Here is a 16,974-nt window from a genome sequence, read left to right as displayed (position 1 = left end):
ATGATGGGACGGGACGAGAGCGAGCTGAATGGCTTTTCCGGGGAATGAATTGCACTTTCCATGACCGTCCGGAATGCGCGGCGCCCGGCCGTGCGAGACGGCCGGGTGGCGGCGCGTTCAGCGGTCGGCGGGTTGCCAGCTGATCTCCAGGCTTTCGCTGCTGGCCATGCGTTGCAGATGGTCGGCGACCACGTTCTGCATGTGCGCGAGGCTGTCTTCGTCGGGGCTGTTGAGGACCATCAGCACGTGGTCCGGATGGGCCAGCAGCTCGCAGTTGGAGTCGCCGAAGTCGATGAAGCCGCGCTCGGGCGTGAGTTCGACCTCGAACTTGTGCCCCCAGTGCTTGCACAGGCGGTTGATGTAGCGGGCGGCCGATTCGGTACGGACGTGGGAGGTAGAGCGGAACATGAAGCGAATCCTCTCGATAGGGAGTTCCGATACTAACCTGCTGAGAGTCATTCTTATTCATCCATTTCGCAGGGTCTTTCGATAATCGCCCGGCAAATGGAGGGCCTTTGCCCGTGAGGCTGGGCGTTCTTCGCTGATACGCCGGAGCACGCCTGGCGGATAACCGCGAGCGGTTATTCGCCCTACCGGAGCCGCAGGTGGTGGAGGGGGTTGCCGTATGCGCCGAAACGGCGCCCTCGCCCTTCAGGGAGAGGGCGAGCCCGGACGACGAGCCCCGGCAGGGGGTCAGGGCAGGCCGCCGTTCTCCGGCAACAACGCCCCGCCATCCACCACTAGGGTTTGCCCGGTGATGTAGCTCGCTTCGCTGGAGGCGAGGAACAACATGGCATGGGCGATATCCTGCGGTTGGCCGACTCGGCGCAGGGGAATGTGCTCTGCGAGATCGCCGGCTTCGCCAAGGTTGTTCAGCGCCGCGGTGGCGATCAGGCCGGGCTCGACGCCGTTCACGGTGATCCCGTCGCCGGCCAGTTCCAGCGCGGCGGCACGGATGAAACCGTTGACCCCGGCCTTGCTCGCCGCGTAGTGGGCGAGTCCGGGAATCGCCGTGCGCGGTCCGGTCACCGAGGAGGTCACCAGCACCCGCCCCGCCAGGCTGCGGCGCAGCGCGGGAAGGGCTGCCTGGGTCAGCCAGAAGCAGCTTTTCAGGTTCACCGCGAAGGTCTGCTCCAGTGTCTCGTCGTCCAGTTCGGCGAGTGCGCACTGGGCAAAGACCGCGGCGTTATGCAAGAGGATGTCCAACTGGCCGAAGCGCTCCAGGGTGGCGCGCACTGCCTGTTCGGCGGCGTCGCGGCTGCCCAGGTCGACGCTTAGCAGCTCGGCCTCCGCGCCCGTCGCGCGGATCGCCTGCAGGGTGGCCTGCCCGTGGTTGGCGGTGCGGGTCGCCAGGAGCACCCTGGCGCCTTGCGCGGCAAAGCATTCGGCGATGGCGCGGCCGATTCCCTGGCCGGCCCCGGTGACCAGCGCGACGCGATTCTCCAGGCGTCTCACGAGGCACGCTCCAGCAGCTCGCCGAGACATTCGCGCAGCAGGCGGTTGTGCAGGTCGACGTCTTCCGCGCCGGTCGCCGGACAGATCAGCGCCATGTTGTGGAACGGCGTCAGCAGTACGCCACGATTCAGCAGGTAGAGGTGCAGGTATGCCTCGATCTGCCCGTGCCGGGCGCGATGGGCCTCGCCGCCGTTGCGCGGGGCGTGGGTCATGAACAGGTATTCGACGCGCGCGCCGATGCGCGTCACGTGCCAGGGCAGGCGCAGTTCTTCGAGGATCGCGCGAACCCCGTTTTCGAGGCGGGCGGCGAGTTCGAACATGTGCTGGTAGGCGCTGTCGCTCATCACCTCGGCGAAGGTGGCGCGCATCGCCGCCAGTTGCAGGGCGTTGCCGGCCAGGGTGCCGCCGAAGCCGAAGTGGTTGATCGCCTGCCCCGGGTGGAAATGCGGCAGCACCGCCCAGATACGTTCCGCCAGCGCCTGGCTGCAACCCCAGACCGCGCTGGGAATACCGCCGGCGATGCATTTGCCGAGGACGAAGAAGTCCGGCTCCAGGCCATGCGCGCCGCTGTAGCCGGAGGGGCCGCAGGAGATGGTGTGGGTTTCGTCGATGACCAGCGCCACGCCGTGGCGGCGGGTCAGCTCGCGCAGGCCGGCGTGGAAGCCCTCGGCCGGCGGGACCATGCCGACGTTGGTCATGAACGGCTCGGTCAGCACCGCGGCGACGTCGCCGTGGGCGAGCGCGGCGTCCAGCGCGGCGAGGTCGTTGAACTCGACCAGGCGGGTGGTGGCTTCGTGGCGCACCCCGTTGGGATGCACCCCGTCGCGCGGGATCATGTGGCCTTCGTCGTCGAACTCGACCTGCGACTCGTCGACGCTGCCGTGGTAGTTGCAGTTGAACACCACCACCTTGTCGCGCCCGCTGAGCATCCGGCACAGGCGCAGGACGAAGCGGTTGGCGTCGGTCGCCGAGGTGGTCACCTGCCAGTAGGGCAGGCCGAAGCGGCGCGCCAGCTCGGCGCCGACCCACAGGCTGTCCTCGGTCGGCAGCATCAGGGTCGAGCCGCGCCGCGCCTGGCGGGCGATGGCGTCGGCCACCGCCGGTTGGGCGTGGCCGAACATGGCGCCGGTATCGCCGAGGGCGAAGTCGACGTACTGCTGGCCGTCGATGTCGGTGACGCGCGCGCCCCGGGCCTCCTGCACCAGCAGCGGGCAAGTGCCCGGCCACTGCTGCATCCAGTGCAGCGGCGCGCCGTACAGCCAGTGGCGGAGGTTTTCCCGGTACGCCGCCGCCGAACGCGGATGCAATTCGTCGAAGCGCCGCAGTTCGCGCTGGAACAGCGTCTCGACGCGGGGCAGGTCGAGGCCGAGGGTCGTGTTCATGGTCATCCTCAGGGTTCGTGACGGGTCTGGTTGAGCACCCGGGCGAGGGCGCCGACCGGGAAATTCACCGGGGTGGCGAAGTCGTCGCCCTGGTAGCCGAAGATCTTGCCGTCGGTGCGCCCGGCCTCGAGGTCGATGAGCAGCACGCCGAGGGTCGGCACGATCTTCTCGCGCCAGACGAACAGGTACAGGCGCTCGGCCAGCCGGTAGTGGTGGCAGCGGTCGGTGTCGGCCAGGCCCTGTTCGGTGCCGCGCAGGCATTGCCAGGTGTAGAAGCGCGGATTGAGGTAGATGTGCTCGTAGGCCTCGTTGGCGCTATAGACATACTGGTTGCGCAGGCCGAGCAGTTCTTCGCTGGGAGCGTGCGGACAGGCGCCGGCCTGCCAGGGACGGTCGAGGCTGCCGTGCAGGAAGCCGGCCTCGACGCCGGTCAGCTCCTGTCCGCCCAGGGCCCGGGCGAACAGGCCCTGTTCGCAGGTGGCGCGGGCGGGCAGGGTACCGAGCACCGCGGTGAATGCCAGGTGCTCGAGATCCAGCACCAGGCTGACCGACACCGTCCGGCCGTCTTCCTGCTTGAGGAAGTCCACCAGATAGAAGTTCTCCCGCAGCGAGCTGGCGCGGTAGGCCGACTCGCCGCTGGCGCTGCCGCCGGCCAGGCGCCAGTGCAGGCGCTGGCGCTCGAAGCGGTGCTCGATGATCCAGCCGTTGGCGAAGTGCAGGGTCAGGCTGCGTCCGGCAAGCGCGTTGCACGCGGGAAGGACATGGCTGTCCGGGGCGAAGCCGTCGGCCAGGACGCCGACGGTGATCCATTCGGGGTGGGGGGAGGCGGACATGGCGGATCTCCGGTCGCTGGGAAAACGCCATGCTGGCGTACCACGACAACGCACGGTATCGACCGGATGGTTGAGGTGCCGACGGGGCGGCGGGAATTGTCTTGAGTAACGTGAAAGTTTGTGCGGGAAGATACTTTCGGTAATTCGAATAATCGATTTGATATGAGTGCTGTAACTTTATTCTGTTTGTGAGGGGTGGTCTGAAAGTGATTTATATGTGGCTCTCGGAAAAGGACTACATGTATTTTCGTATGTTTATTATTTTTAAGTCTCTCCTTTCTTTCTAACATCCTTCTTCGCGTTACGAGCGATATTTGCCAGCTGCCCGGCAGTCATGGCTGCTCGCAGCGGCTGTTTCTTGTTGCACAAAGACTTGGCTCGCCCACTCGGCCCGAACTTGCAGCGGACCTCGACGGTGTTGTCAGGATGTTCCATCCACTTGAAAGGAAATCAGATGAACATGTTCAAGCGTAGCGTTCTTGCTCCCCTCGCCGTTTCCGGCGCTCTCCTGGTCATGGGTTCTCCCGCGTTTGCGGCTGATGGTGTGGTCAACTTCATGGGCAGCATCTCCGACGTGACCTGTGACATCAACGGTCAGGCGCCGGGCGAAGGCAACGTCACCCATGTCGACCTGGGTACCGTAGCTCCCGGCGTATTCACCGCGGTCGGCACCGCATCCCCCTTCAAGAACTTCGACCTGGTCCTGTCCGGCGCCGGCTGCACCGATGGCAAGAAGGCTTCCATCGCCTTCGACGCCGTGACCAATGTGGACCCGTCCACCGGCAACCTGAAGCTGACCAGCAACTCCCCGGCCGGCGGCGTGCAGATCCAGATCTACAACAACGCCGGCAACAATTCCAAGATCCCGCTGGGCTCGGCCGAGGTTTCGCCGCAACAGGCCGAGATCAAGAACAACACCGCGACCCTGAAATACAAGGCGTCCTATGTCTCCACCGCCGCCACCGTCACTCCGGGCAGCGGCGTGTCCCATATCCGCTACGTGCTGGCGTACCAGTAAGCGGTTCGGGCATAGGGGCGCGACCATGGCTTCGCCAATGCACAATGTTCTCCTCTCTTGGGTTGCGGCGAGTGCCGTGGTCTTCGCCCTGGGCGTCTTCCCGGCCGAGGCCGGGCTGGTCGCCCAGGGCACCCGCGTCGTGTTTCCTGGCAATGAGCGCGAAGTCACCCTGCGGGTAAACAATACCTCCAGCGTGCCGGTGCTGGCGCAGGCCTGGATCGACGATGGACGCGAGGATGTGCCGCCCGAGCAACTGAACATGCCATTCAGCATCACCCCCGCCGTCGCCAGGGTGGAGCCCAGCGGCGGGCTGGTCCTGCGTGTCGCCTACCTCGGCGCGGCATTGCCGAAGGACCGCGAGTCGGTGTTCTGGCTGAATATCCTGGAAGTGCCGCCACGGGACGAGAGCGACGAGAACGCCTTGCAGTTCTCCTTCCGTTCTCGCCTCAAGTTGTTCTTCCGTCCCAGCCAGTTGAAGAGTGCCGACTCCGCAGCGGAAAAACTTCGCTGGAAGTTGGTCGGAAGTGCGGGGCGAAGCCCCGTCGTTCGAGTCGATAATCCAACTCCTTATTTCGTTTCTTTCTCCGACGTCGAGTTGCTTGTCGATGGACGCGCCGCCTCGATCGGCAATGGCATGGTTTCCCCATTCTCCCGGAAAGACTTCGGCGCAAAGAAGAACATGCCACTCGATAGGCGGAACGCTTCCGTCCGCTATGAGGTGGTCAACGATTACGGTGGTCGTTCCACGCTCGAACGAGTGCTCGGCGAATAGCGGGATCCCTCTGGTTCGACATATGGGCGGCGATTATCCATCGCCGCAGGGACTACATATGCCTAAAGTTTTTCGTCATGGGAGGCTTTCGGCTCATGGATCGCGCCATGAGTCGTCTTCCCCTTCGCGCATGGCGAAACAAGGATGTTTCTCCACGCCCGCCCGGTGTCCTGCCCTTGCTCTCCTGTTGTTCCCTCCCCTCTTCTGGGGCGGCGTCGCTTGCGCCGAGCCGCGTGAAGGGGGCGTACGGCACGTGGCGGCGCCAGGTCCGGCCCTCCCGCCGACGCCGTCCGCCGGCAAGGGGGCGTCGCGCCGGATCGTCTTCGATCCGCAGATGCTATCGCTGGGCGCGGGGGGCCGCGCCATCGACACTTCGCGCTTCGAGCGCGGCAACGTCATCGAGCCGGGGCGCTATCGGCTCGACCTGCTGGTCAACAACCAATGGCGGGGTGTCGAGGACGTCGAGTTACGCCGCGAGCCGGGCCAGGACAGCGCGGTGCTCTGCTACGACCGGCGCCTGCTGGAGCGGGCCGGTATCGACCTGGCCAGGAGTGCGCGCGGACAGGGCGGCGTCTCCGGCGGCGTCCCGTTGCCCGAGGGACTGGTCTGCCAGCCACTGGCGCGCCATGTGCCGGGCGCCACGACCAGGCTGGACATTGCCGAGCAGGCCGTCTATCTCTCGGTGCCCGAGTTTTACCTGAGCCTGGCCTCCTCGAAGACCTACGTCGATCCGTCGAGCTGGGACAACGGTATTCCCGCCGCGCTGCTCAACTACAACGCCAGCCTCTACAACACCGATACCCGCGGCCGGAGCAACACAAGCGGTTATGCCGGGCTGAACGCCGGCCTGAACCTGGGCCGGCTGCGCCTGCGCCACAACGGCACGGCCACCTGGTCGCAGCGCAACGGCAGCCATTACCAACGCAGCGCCACCTACGCCCAGACCGATCTGCCGGCCTGGCGCTCGCAATTGCTGGTGGGGGAGAGTTCGACCAGCAGCGAGTTCTTCGATCCGGTGTCGTTCCGCGGCGCCCGGCTTTCCAGCGACGACCGGATGCTGCCGGACTCGCTGCGCTACTACGCGCCGGTGGTGCGGGGGACGGCCAATACCAACGCGAGGGTCTCGGTCTATCAGCGCGGCTACCTGATCTACGAGACCACGGTGGCGCCTGGCGCCTTCGCCCTCGACGAACTACAGGCCGCAAGCTTCGGCGGAGACCTGGAGGTACGGGTGGCCGAGGCCAGCGGCGAGGTGCGCACCTTCATCGTGCCGTTCGCCACCACCGTGCAGTTGCTGCGTCCCGGCACCACGCGCTACAGCCTGACCGCGGGAGAGATCAACGACCCGGGCCTGGAGCGGCGGCCGAACCTGGTGCAGGGCATCTACCAGCGTGGCCTGGGCAACGACCTGACCGCCTATGGCGGCGGCGCCTTCACCGGCAGCTACCTGTCGACGCTGCTGGGCCTGGCCCTGAACACGCCGGTCGGCGGTTTCGCCGGCGACGTGACGCTGGCGCGCACCGATGTGCCCGGCGGCGGCGACCTGAACGGCTCGAGCTATCGTCTTTCCTACAGCAAGAACCTGCCGAACACGGGAACCAACTTCTCGCTGCTCGCCTATCGCTATTCCACCAGCGGCTACCTGGGCCTGCGCGACGCGGCGTTCATGCAGGACCGGGTGGCGCGCGGCGAGCCGCTGGAATCGTTCTCGCGGCTGCGCAACCGGGTGGACGCCAACATCAGCCAGCAACTCGGCGGCGGCAACCTCTTCCTCAACGGTTCCTCGCAGCGCTACTGGAGCCGTGGCGGCCGCGCGGTGAATTTCTCCATCGGCTACAGCAACCAGTGGCGCGACGTCAGCTACACCCTGTCCGCGCAGCGCCTGCGCAGCCAGTACGAAGGCTTCTCCGAGCGGGACCGCGGCGGTGCCAGCAGCACCTTGTTCAGCCTGAGCGTTTCCGTTCCGCTGGGTGGGCCCGGCCGTGGCTCGCCGACCCTGAGCAGCTACCTCACCCATGACAGCAACAGCGGCACGCAGCTCACCAGTGGGGTGTCCGGCCTGCTGGGCAGGCACGATGAGCTTTCCTACGCGCTGTCGGCCTCGCACGATCGAGAACGCGGGGAGACCACGAAGAACGCCAGCCTCGACTACCGCCTGCCGCAGGTGGAACTGGGCAGCAGCCTGTCGCAAGGGCCGGGGTTCCGACAGGTTTCGCTCAAGGCCTCGGGTGGCCTGGTGGCCCACGCCGGCGGGCTGACTGCCTCGCAGATGCTCGGCGAGACCATCGGCCTGGTACATGCCGCCGATGCCCTGGGCGCCCGCGCCGGCTATTCGGGCAACAGGGTCGATGGCAGCGGCTATGCGGTGGTCCCCAACCTGACTCCCTACCAGTCGAACAGCATCGACCTCGACCCCCTCGGGATGTCCGAGGCCGTCGAACTCAAGGCCAGTTCGCGCAACGTGGCGCCCACCGCCGGGGCGGTGGTGCGCCTGGACTATCCGACGCGGATCGCCCATCCGTTGCTGATCGACAGCCGGATGCCCAGCGGCGAGCCGCTGCCCTTCGCCGCGGAGGTGCTCGACGCGCGGAGCGGAGAGAGTGTCGGCGCCGTCGGCCAGGGCAGCCGCCTGGTGCTGCGCGTCGAGCGGGAGCGCGGCACGCTGCGGGTGCACTGGGGCGATGAGCCAGGCCAGCAGTGCCTGATCGACTATGCGCTGGCCGCCCGCGTGGCGCCTGCGACGGTGCTGCGGCTGACCTGCCGCCCCATGGGCGGCGACGGCGGAGGACAACGCTTGTGATTCGTCGATACCTGCGTCGCTGCGGCATGGTTCCGGGCGTGTTGCTGGCGCTGCTGGCGAATGCCGATGCAGCGCTGTCCGTGGTGGGCACCCGCTTCGTTTATCCGGCAGGCTCCGAGGGCCTGACGATTCGCCTCGGCAATGGCGGCATGCGACCGATCCTGGTCCAGTCCTGGCTGGACCGCGGCGATGATTCCGCCGACCCGAGCAGCATCCAGGTGCCTTTCGTCCTGTCGCCGCCCCTGTTGCGCATCGAGCCCCATGAAACGCAGGCGTTGCAACTGCGCCAGAGCGGCGAGGCGCTGCCGGATGACCGGGAGTCGCTGTTCTGGCTGAACCTGCTCGAGGTGCCCTCGAAGAACAAGGGCGACACCAACCTGTTGCTGCTCAGCTACCGCCTGCGCATGAAGCTCCTGTTCCGCCCGCGAGGGCTGCAGGGCGATCCGCAGGAGGCCGTCGGACAGGTGCTCTGGCGCTTGCGCCCAGCCACGACGGCAGGCGCCCGGACCTTGCTCGAGGCCGACAACCGCAGCCCCTATCACGTGTCCCTGGCGCGCCTGGAACTGGGCGAGGGCGACGGCGCGCTGTCCCTCGGCAGCGTCACCCTGGCGCCCTTCAGCCGTACGCCGCTCAGCCTGCCAGGCCCTGCTCCTGCCGGAGCGACGCGGGTGCATTACGACGTGGTGGGGGACAGTGGCCAGTTCAAGTCCGGAGTCGCCTCGGCGCTCCCGCAGGCCTCGCTACACCCGTAGGAGTTCGGCAAGGGCCCGGGGAGATGGGGTCCTGTCGCGACACGGCCCGGCAAATCGGTTGCGGGGCTTCATTGGAGAGGAAATAAGCAGATGAACAAATGCTATGCACTGGTCTGGAACGCATCCCAGGGTTGCTGGAACGTCGCCAGCGAAGGCACCCGCCGTCGCGGCAAGTCCGCCGGCGCGCGGGCGGTAGTCGCCTCGACGCTGGCGCTGCTGGGTGCGGTCGCCATGACCCCGGCCCATGCGCTGCCGACCGGGGGCAAGGTGGTCGAAGGGTCGGGAGATATCCAGCAGGTGGGCGACAAGAGCATGTCGATCAACCAGCATACCGACAAGCTGATCACCAACTGGGACTCCTTCAGCGTCGGTCTCGGCGAGCGGGTCACCTTCAACCAGCCAGGCAGCACGTCGATCGCCTTGAACCGTGTGCTCGGAACCAGGGGCAGCGAGATCCTGGGCAACATCGATGCGAATGGCAAGGTATTCCTGGTCAATCCCAACGGCGTGCTCTTCGGGCGCACCGCCCAGGTCAACGTCGGTGGCCTGGTGGCGTCGACCCAGGACATCAAGGATGCCGACTTCAAGGCCGGCAAGTTCCAGTTTTCCGGCACGTCGACCAGCGAGGTGTCCAACCTGGGCCGACTGACCGCGGCAGAGGGCGGCAGCATCGCGCTGCTGGGGGCGCAGGTCAGCAACCAGGGGACGATCCAGGCGCAGATGGGCAGTGTCGCCCTCGGTGGAGGCGGTGACTTCACCCTGAACTTCGATGGCAACAAGCTGCTCGACATCCAGGTCAACGGCGCTGTCGCCGAGGCGCTGGTGAGGAATGGCGGATTGCTCAAGGCCGACGGCGGCCAGGTGATCATGACCGCCAGGGCCACCAGCTCGCTGCTCGGTTCGGTGGTCAACAACCAGGGCGCCATCGAGGCCAGAACCCTGCGCGGCAGTGCCGGCAGGATCGTCCTCGACGGCGGGGACGGCAAGGTCACGGTCGGCGGGGCGCTGGCCGCCAATGCGCAGAACGCGCCGGGACATGGCGGCAGCGTGGAGGTCAGGGGCAAGGAAGTCGAAGTGAACCTGGCGACCCAGGTGAACACCCTGGCCAGCAACGGTATCAACGGCACCTGGAAGATCAGCGCCGACAAGGTCGACGTCCACCGGACGGCCCTGGCCAGCGGCGGTACCATCCATGTCGACACCCTGTCGCGCAACCTGGCGACCACCAATATCGAGCTGAACTCTACCCAGGGCGACCTCGACCTCAACGGCCCGGTCACCTGGGCGGCGGGCAACAGGCTGACGCTGAACTCGGCGGCCAACCTCAACCTGAACGGCAAGCTTGCCGCCAGTGGCGCCAAGGCCGGCCTGAGCCTGAGGGCCCGGGACGCGATCGAGATCAACGACAATATCGTTCTGAGCGGCGCCGCCAGCAGCCTGAGCCTGGATGCCGGCAAGGGCCACCGGGTCAACGGCGCCGCCTCGGTCACGCTGTCCGGAGCCAACACCACCTATACCTCCGGCGGCTACTACTACACGGTCATCCAGACCCTGGCGCAGTTGCAGGCCATCAATACCAACCTGGACGGCCTGTACGTCCTCGGCAACAAGATCCTGGGCAGCGCGTACTGCACGGCGCTGCAGTCCATCGGCGGTCCCGCCGGGGTCTTCACCGGCACCCTGGACGGCCTGGGGAACACCATCGGCAACCTGTCGATCACCAACACCGGTTCCAACGTCGGCCTGTTCGCCCGCTCCTCCGGTACGCTGACCAACCTGAAGCTGGACAACCTGAGGGTCTCCGACAACAACTACGGTGCCGGACCCTCTTCGCTGGGCGCCCTGGTCGGCGTCAACTCCGGGCGTATCGCCAACGTCACCGCCACCCGCGTCAACGTTCTCGGCAGCAGCCTGCGCTCCAACGCCGTCGGCGGCCTGGTCGGCCGCAACAATGGCGGACGGATCAGCGGTGCCTCGGTCAGCGGCACCGTGAGTGGCTATGCGCCCACCACGGCCATCGGCGGCCTGGTTGGCGAGAACGCTTCCAATGGCCTGGAAGCGATCATCGAAGACAGCACCACCAACACCCTGGTGACCGCCAAGTCCACCGAGCGCAACAGCCTGGGGGGCGTCGGCGGTCTGGTTGGCCTGAACTCGCGCGGCAGGATCGTCAACGCCTCTGCCCAGGGACGAGTCGAGACCTCCAGGGCCGGGCTCAACGTAGGGGGGCTGGTCGGCTTCAACCTGATGGGCGACATCTCCCGCAGCAGCGCCAGCGGCCAGGTCGTGGCCGGCGGCGCCGGCTATAGCGGCGGCCTGGTCGGCCTGAACAGCAACGGCACGATCGCGCAATCCCAGGCCAGCGGTGCGGTTTCCAGCAGCGGCGGGCTGGCGACCGGCGGCCTGGTGGGCAGGAGCGAGGGCGACAGCGTCCTGACCAACGTCAAGGCGAGCGGCAATGTCACGGACAACTATGGCGGGGACATCGGTGGCCTGGTTGGCACCAACACGGCGGCGAGGGTGGATACCGCCGAGGCGACCGGCAAGGTCACCGGTGGGGCCAACAGCCGGGTCGGTGGCCTGGTCGGCAGCAACCTGAATGCCTCCCTTAGCCATGTGATCTCCCGTGGCGACGTGTTCGGCGGGACCAACAGCCAGGTGGGTGGCATCGTCGGCAGCAACAGCGGCGATATCTCCAGCGCGGATACCAGCGGCGTCGTCTCCGGTGGCGCCAACAGCTCGGTCGGCGGCCTGGCCGGAGTCAACTTCGGCACCCTCATGGCGTCCAGCAGCAAAAGTGAGGTCAAGGGTGGGGCGCGCAGCCGCATCGGCGGCCTGGTGGGCGAGAACCAGATCCAGGGCCGGATCAGTTCCTCCTCGTCGGAGAGTTCCGTCAGCGGCGATTACTACGTTTCGATGGGCGGCATCGCCGGGGTCAACCTGGGCACCATCGAGTATTCCGGCGTCAGCGGCAAGATCAACTTCCGTCCGCAATCCAGCTACGGCCAGATCTACGGCTCGCTGGTCGGCGAGAACCGCGGAACCCTGGCCGGCAACTATGTGACCGGCGAGGCGGCGGTCCTGCCGCCGGCGGGCGTCGACTACGGCAACATCTGGTAAAGCCGGCGGGCGGCCCCGGGAAGGGGCCGCCTTGCCTTTCGCAGGTGGTCGCTCGCGCAGGCGGGACGCCCCCTTTCCGTAACAGCAACCTGGAGATACTCCATGCGTGCGAGGCTCTTTGCCGCCGACGTTCCGATCCGCGCTCCGCTTGTCCGGCCGGTCCTGCTCTGCTGCCTGATCGGTGGCCTTTCGCTCCCGCAGGCCTGGGCGCAGGACGAGATCGCCCGGAACTGTACCTTCAGCAATGGCCAGGGCGGATCCTGGCGTACCGTGAACGACCTGACCAGCAGCACACCCCGCGGAACGGTGCTGGCGGTGAGACCGGTCAACCTCTTTCTCAACTACCAGACCTCCAGCGCCGCGGAGCCGCATGAATTGATCCTGGGAGGAAACTGGAGCGGCGTCGGTTACCCCGGCCTTTACGGCACGGTGCAGACCAACGTGCCCGGTATCGGCTACCGGGTCTCGATGGATGCGCAGGACGGGGCAATGCGTCTGGTCCCCGTCGACAGCGTTCCCCATGCCCTCGACAGGCGAGTCACCAGCAAGGCCGGCAACACGATCAACGATTATCTGCAGGAGCTGGTTCTCACGGTCGATCCGAAGGACTTGCCCAGTGGCGAGCTGCAGGTCACCAGCGTATCCGGCAGCGCTACGCTGAACCTGTGGGCGGTGGATATGCTCAAGGGAGAAACCGCCCTGGGAGGGCGTTTCGACGTGCCGACCGGCAACACGCCGGCCGGAATCTGCCGGACGCCTCACCGCCTGGTCGGGCCGGCAGCCATCAATATCGGCGGCGGGCCGCCGCCGGTGATCCCGAACAAGTGCCGGGTCGATGTCGGGCAGACGATCCAGGTCAGGCTGGGGAACGTGGCCCTCAAGGATTTCCCGCGGCTCAACGATACCTCTACGCCGCGCGCCTTCAGCATTACCCTGAGCGACTGCGCGGCGGCGGCGAAACCGCTGGTCGCCTTCAAGGACAAGTACGCCTCGGCGATCCAGCCTGATCCGACGATTCTCAGCCTGAAGAGCGGCGGCGCGGCGGGCTTCGGTATCGTCGTGGACAATGGCCTGACCGGCCAGCGGGTTCGCTTCGATGGCACTCCCTACCCGATGCGCCGTATCGGCGACAGCGCCGATATTCCCCTGAGCGCCGCCTATATCCGGACCGGTGCCCAGGCCGAGCTCAGGGCCGGGGCGGCCGACGGCGCCGCCGAGTTCAGCTTCACCTTCCCCTGAGCGAGATGTAGGTGGTCTTCAGCCCGGCCTGATCCAGCTCGCCCCTGGCGGCGCGCTTCAGTGCCAGTTCGAGGGTGCCCATCACCGCGTTCAGCGGCGTGCGTATTTCGTGGCTCATGGTGGCGAGGAACGCGGTTTTCGAACGGTTGGCCTCGTCGGCCTGGCCACGTGCGGCTTCGAGTGCCTCGATCAGGTGCACCTGCTCGGAAATATCGCACCAGCCGCAGACCACCCCGGCGATCTCCCCGCCGCTATCGCGATAAGGCTGGGGCATAGCGGCTGAGCAGGTCGAGATGAATGGCGGAGGGCGCAGGGAACGCTTGCGCGGCAATCGGCGAGGGCAGGCACAAGCCGCCCCGGATCAGTCGCAGCGTCGGCAGATAGCGGGCGCATCGAGTGATCTGTCGGGCCTGTCGATGGGCTTCCGGCAACCTGTCCGGAGTGTGGAGCACCGGTCGAAGCGCAGTTTTCATTAATGTATTGATAAATGGCAGGTTGATATCGCGGCGACCGGGAGTCCTCTGGCTCCAGGCGAACGGATCAGTGCTTCTGCCCCAGGCAATAGTGCAGGAACTCGCGGCCGGTCATGGGCGGGGCGAGGGCGACCCCCTGGCCGACTGCCACGCCCAGGTCGTCGAGCAGCAGGCGCTGTTCGGCGCTTTCCACGCCGGTGGCCACCAGTTGCACGCCGAGGCTCCTGGCCAGTAGCACGGTGGCGTGGATGATGGCCTGGCAATCGGGGTTTCCCAGCAGGTGGCGAGTAAAGGGGATGGCCAGTTTTATCTGGGTGAATGGCAGGTCGAGCAGGCGTTCCAGGGAGGAATGGCCCGAGCCGAAATCATCCATGGCCAATCCGCAACCGAGCATGCGCAGGCGGGTCAGGTTCTCCAGCAGCAGGGCGGGCGATTCCGCGAAGGGGGCTTCGGCGAGTTCGAAAAGGACATGTTCGGCGCAGGCGCGATGGCGCCGCAGGGCCTGCGCGAGGAACTCCATCAGGCCGGGCGAGATCGCCTGGGCCGGCGCAAGGTTGAAAGCCAACTCCACCGGTTTTCCGTACGCGTAGCGGCGCAATTGTCGTTGCCACTCCAGTCCCTGTCCGAGCATGCGGGCCAGCAGGTCATCGGCGAGTCCCTCGGCCTGTAGTACTTCCAGGAAGGATCCCGGGGTCAGCAGGCCCAGGCGAGGATGGTTCCAGCGGGCGAGTATTTCCGCGCCCTGCAACTGGTTGCCCCGTAGCAGGAGCTTGGGCTGGTAATAGGCTTCGAACTCGTTGCAGGCCAGGCCGCGACGGACGTCCGCCGGCGACGGCGTGGGCCTTTGCGGCAAGGCGGGAAGAGCGGGCGGGAGCATCCTGGACATGTTCCTGAAGGCGGACAGCACATCGAGCACGGCCTGGGTGTCGAAGGATTTGCCGAGGTCGCCGATGAAATCCAGCCCGAGGCGCTGGATCAGGTTGGTGGCCGCCGTCCGCAGCGGGCTTTCCACCGAGGAACTCAGGGCGACGGCCCGCACCAGGCCGACTTCGCTCACCGCCCGGATGAAGGCAAGGCCATCCATTTCCGGCATCTGCAGGTCGCAGATGGCGATATCCACCCCACCGCTTTGCTTGAGCAGGGCCAGGGCCTCGCTGCCATTCTGCGCTTCGTGGATGTCGACGAGACCCGCCCGGCGCAGGGTGGTGACCGCTGCCAAGCGTAGGAACGGATGATCTTCCAGAACCAGAACGCTGATCTGCCGCATGGGATACAGACTTTTCAAATTTTTTTAATTTTTATAGCGAATTAATTGCCAGGTAAATAGTCGGTTTCTGTATTTTTCGTAGAGATTTTTCTATGGGTTTCAGGGTATTTGCTGGATATTTAATTTATTTGGCTTTTAGTCGATGAGGTTCGGGGGAGTGTTCCTGTTGAGTAGTATTCCGGGGTTTATATATCTTCAGGTTGTGTGGGTAAGCGGTTTTCTGAGGCTTTTCAAGTGTCTTTGTTGTTAGTTTTTTAAGTGAAAAATAGTAGTTTTACTATGTAAGGGGAGCGGGACTTACTAGAGAATACACTCGTTCACTTGGGGTCGGGACATGTGCTGTCGACGGGCTCCCGGTTCGTGCTTCCTTGCTGCGGATTGGCACGCCGTTCCCGCGCTGCGCGGGAGGTGCCTAGCCGGAGCATGGTCAGCGCGGTCGAGCTTCCCCGTTCCCTGGCGATGCTGTCCCTCGGCCGTGCCGTGTGTAGTTTAAGGAGAAGCAAGGATGTCCGTACATAGCATTCGTGTCATGGTTGCGGATGATCATCCCGCCATCTCGCTAGGTATTTCCTACGAACTGAGTCGGAATAACTCGCTGGAAGTACTTGGGCAAGTTTCGAACTCTACCGAACTGATCGCGCAGCTCAATGAACATGTCTGTGACGTGGCTATCGTGGATTATACGATGCCCGGAGGAAAGTATGGCGATGGACTGGCGTTGTTGTCATTGCTGCGGCGTCGTTATCCTGGCCTGCAACTGGTGGTTTTCACCATGTTGAATAATCCGGGACTTATCCGGGCCATTCTCAAGCAGGGGATCAACTGCATCCTGAGCAAGTCCGACTCGACCAGTCATCTGCTGATGGCGGTGAGTGCGGCCTATTCGCGAAATCAGTATTTCTCCCCGTCCATTAGGGACATCTTCGTCAATCAGGTTCTCTCTTCCCATACCGAGCGTCTGACCGCGCGCGAGGCGGAGATCGTCCGGCTGTTCGGCTCCGGACTGACCATCACCGAGATCGCCGAGCAGTCGCACCGTAGCGTGCAGACCATCAGCACGCAGAAGGTCAGCGCGATGAAGAAGCTCGGGATCAAGCGCGACGCCGACCTGATCCGTTACGCGGCGGAAGGCGACTGTCGCATTCGTTGAAGCGCCAGATGGCGCGGCTTCACCACGGCAGCGGCTGGTTCCGATAATCGACGAAGCGACAGGCATTCACGCCCGCGGCATCCTCCACCGCCGCGACCAGTCCGGCGGCGCTTTCCTCGACGCTCAGCGGCGCGCTGTCGCCGCCCATTTCGGTACGCACCCAGCCGGGATGCAGGAGCAACAGGCTGAACGGCAACTCCTCGAACTCGCCCTCCCAACTGCGTACCAGGCTGTTCAGCGCCGCCTTGCTGGCGCCGTAGAGCGGCATCGTGGCCGACAGGCCCAGCGCCAGGCTGGCCATCTGCGAACTCATGAACGCCACCACGCCACCCCGGCTAACCCGCCCGGACAGTGCCCTGGCCAGGCGCAGCGGCGCGATGGCATTGGTCAGGAACAGTTGGGCGGTCTGCTCGGCGTCGATTTCCGCCACATCCTGTTGCAGCGGGCCGTAGATGCCGGCGTTGACGATCAGGCGATCGATCCGCCGCTCGCCCAGCGCCTCGCCGATGCGTTCGGCGCAGTCGCGTTGGTTGAGGTCGCCGCTCACCGCTTGCAAGCGCTCCCCGGCCCGCTCCGCCAGTGCCTGCAGCCCGGGAGAGCCTTGCGGTCGCCGGGCGACGGCGAATACCTGTGCGCCGCGTTGCAGGAAGGCATCCGCCAGCCCCAGGCCGATGCCGCGCGAGGCGCCGACGATCAGAACGTTGTGCATGAGG

General features: G+C 65.7%; 13 protein-coding genes and 1 pseudogene. 7 read left to right on the top strand and 7 right to left on the bottom strand.

The window, feature by feature from the left end:
- Positions 1 to 117 precede the first annotated feature (117 nt).
- From HMPREF2886_RS21865 to HMPREF2886_RS21850, 4 genes are all read right to left on the bottom strand, one after another.
- Positions 118 to 408: a DUF2218 domain-containing protein gene (locus HMPREF2886_RS21865; protein WP_033969629.1), complete on the bottom strand. Its 291-nt coding sequence runs from the start codon at positions 406 to 408 to the stop codon at positions 118 to 120.
- A 285-nt stretch (positions 409 to 693) separates the two neighbouring features.
- Positions 694 to 1,455, bottom strand: a complete 762-nt coding sequence (locus tag HMPREF2886_RS21860; RefSeq protein WP_073649064.1) for an SDR family oxidoreductase — start codon at positions 1,453 to 1,455, stop codon at positions 694 to 696.
- A complete protein-coding gene (locus HMPREF2886_RS21855) occupies positions 1,452 to 2,837 on the bottom strand; it encodes an aspartate aminotransferase family protein (protein WP_070748372.1) in 1,386 nt (461 codons plus the stop codon). Before HMPREF2886_RS21855 ends, HMPREF2886_RS21860 begins: the two co-directional genes overlap by 4 nt.
- An 8-nt stretch (positions 2,838 to 2,845) precedes the next feature.
- The gene (locus HMPREF2886_RS21850; protein ID WP_033969632.1) at positions 2,846 to 3,670 is read right to left on the bottom strand and encodes a molybdenum cofactor biosynthesis F family protein; all 825 of its coding nucleotides are present in this window, start codon (positions 3,668 to 3,670) and stop codon (positions 2,846 to 2,848) included.
- 454 nt (positions 3,671 to 4,124) lie between these two features.
- Between HMPREF2886_RS21850 and HMPREF2886_RS21845 the strand changes: the two genes are divergently transcribed.
- From HMPREF2886_RS21845 to HMPREF2886_RS21820, 6 genes are all read left to right on the top strand, one after another.
- Positions 4,125 to 4,688: a fimbrial protein gene (locus HMPREF2886_RS21845; protein WP_058018412.1), complete on the top strand. Its 564-nt coding sequence runs from the start codon at positions 4,125 to 4,127 to the stop codon at positions 4,686 to 4,688.
- Between the two features lie 37 nt (positions 4,689 to 4,725).
- A complete protein-coding gene (locus tag HMPREF2886_RS21840) occupies positions 4,726 to 5,460 on the top strand; it encodes a fimbrial biogenesis chaperone (protein WP_194965626.1) in 735 nt (244 codons plus the stop codon).
- A 334-nt stretch (positions 5,461 to 5,794) separates the two neighbouring features.
- Entirely contained in the window at positions 5,795 to 8,260 is a 2,466-nt protein-coding gene (locus HMPREF2886_RS21835; RefSeq protein ID WP_070748345.1) for a fimbria/pilus outer membrane usher protein, read from the top strand.
- Between the two features lie 26 nt (positions 8,261 to 8,286).
- Positions 8,287 to 9,012: a fimbria/pilus periplasmic chaperone gene (locus tag HMPREF2886_RS21830; protein ID WP_033977831.1), complete on the top strand. Its 726-nt coding sequence runs from the start codon at positions 8,287 to 8,289 to the stop codon at positions 9,010 to 9,012.
- Between the two features lie 90 nt (positions 9,013 to 9,102).
- Positions 9,103 to 12,132: a two-partner secretion domain-containing protein gene (locus tag HMPREF2886_RS21825; RefSeq protein WP_042165182.1), complete on the top strand. Its 3,030-nt coding sequence runs from the start codon at positions 9,103 to 9,105 to the stop codon at positions 12,130 to 12,132.
- Positions 12,133 to 12,234: 102 nt separating this feature from the next.
- Positions 12,235 to 13,371, top strand: a complete 1,137-nt coding sequence (locus HMPREF2886_RS21820) for a fimbrial protein (RefSeq protein WP_052151859.1) — start codon at positions 12,235 to 12,237, stop codon at positions 13,369 to 13,371.
- On the opposite strand, the pseudogene HMPREF2886_RS21815 reads toward HMPREF2886_RS21820, so the two are convergent.
- Both HMPREF2886_RS21815 and HMPREF2886_RS21810 read right to left on the bottom strand, forming a co-directional pair.
- A pseudogene (locus HMPREF2886_RS21815) lies at positions 13,367 to 13,639 on the bottom strand (histidine kinase dimerization/phospho-acceptor domain-containing protein); the annotation flags it as partial. The gene HMPREF2886_RS21820 and the pseudogene HMPREF2886_RS21815 sit on opposite strands and share 5 nt — an antisense overlap.
- 272 nt (positions 13,640 to 13,911) lie before the next feature.
- The gene (locus HMPREF2886_RS21810) at positions 13,912 to 15,111 is read right to left on the bottom strand and encodes an EAL domain-containing response regulator (protein WP_033977719.1); all 1,200 of its coding nucleotides are present in this window, start codon (positions 15,109 to 15,111) and stop codon (positions 13,912 to 13,914) included.
- A 505-nt stretch (positions 15,112 to 15,616) separates the two neighbouring features.
- Between HMPREF2886_RS21810 and HMPREF2886_RS21805 the strand changes: the two genes are divergently transcribed.
- Positions 15,617 to 16,261 carry a response regulator gene (locus tag HMPREF2886_RS21805; protein ID WP_033969645.1) on the top strand — a complete coding sequence of 215 codons (645 nt, stop codon included), beginning with the start codon at positions 15,617 to 15,619 and terminating at the stop codon, positions 16,259 to 16,261.
- Between the two features lie 19 nt (positions 16,262 to 16,280).
- Here the strand turns inward: HMPREF2886_RS21805 and HMPREF2886_RS21800 are convergent, their stop codons facing one another.
- Positions 16,281 to 16,970 carry an SDR family oxidoreductase gene (locus tag HMPREF2886_RS21800; RefSeq protein WP_070748343.1) on the bottom strand — a complete coding sequence of 230 codons (690 nt, stop codon included), beginning with the start codon at positions 16,968 to 16,970 and terminating at the stop codon, positions 16,281 to 16,283.
- Positions 16,971 to 16,974 lie beyond the last annotated feature (4 nt).

The organism is Pseudomonas sp. HMSC066A08 (assembly GCF_001813025.1).
In the GTDB taxonomy this organism is placed as follows: Bacteria; Pseudomonadota; Gammaproteobacteria; order Pseudomonadales; family Pseudomonadaceae; genus Pseudomonas; species Pseudomonas aeruginosa.
This window is presented reverse-complemented; position numbering and strand designations above follow the sequence as displayed.

Coding starts and splice junctions, on each gene's coding strand:
- HMPREF2886_RS21865 (WP_033969629.1), bottom strand. CDS start 408: ATGTTCCGCTCTACCTCCCACGTCCGTACCGAATCGGCCGCCCGCTAC.
- HMPREF2886_RS21855 (WP_070748372.1), bottom strand. CDS start 2,837: ATGAACACGACCCTCGGCCTCGACCTGCCCCGCGTCGAGACGCTGTTC.
- HMPREF2886_RS21850 (WP_033969632.1), bottom strand. CDS start 3,670: ATGTCCGCCTCCCCCCACCCCGAATGGATCACCGTCGGCGTCCTGGCC.
- HMPREF2886_RS21845 (WP_058018412.1), top strand. CDS start 4,125: ATGAACATGTTCAAGCGTAGCGTTCTTGCTCCCCTCGCCGTTTCCGGC.
- HMPREF2886_RS21840 (WP_194965626.1), top strand. CDS start 4,726: ATGCACAATGTTCTCCTCTCTTGGGTTGCGGCGAGTGCCGTGGTCTTC.
- HMPREF2886_RS21835 (WP_070748345.1), top strand. CDS start 5,795: ATGCTATCGCTGGGCGCGGGGGGCCGCGCCATCGACACTTCGCGCTTC.
- HMPREF2886_RS21830 (WP_033977831.1), top strand. CDS start 8,287: ATGGTTCCGGGCGTGTTGCTGGCGCTGCTGGCGAATGCCGATGCAGCG.
- HMPREF2886_RS21825 (WP_042165182.1), top strand. CDS start 9,103: ATGAACAAATGCTATGCACTGGTCTGGAACGCATCCCAGGGTTGCTGG.
- HMPREF2886_RS21820 (WP_052151859.1), top strand. CDS start 12,235: ATGCGTGCGAGGCTCTTTGCCGCCGACGTTCCGATCCGCGCTCCGCTT.
- HMPREF2886_RS21810 (WP_033977719.1), bottom strand. CDS start 15,111: ATGCGGCAGATCAGCGTTCTGGTTCTGGAAGATCATCCGTTCCTACGC.
- HMPREF2886_RS21805 (WP_033969645.1), top strand. CDS start 15,617: ATGTCCGTACATAGCATTCGTGTCATGGTTGCGGATGATCATCCCGCC.
- HMPREF2886_RS21800 (WP_070748343.1), bottom strand. CDS start 16,970: ATGCACAACGTTCTGATCGTCGGCGCCTCGCGCGGCATCGGCCTGGGG.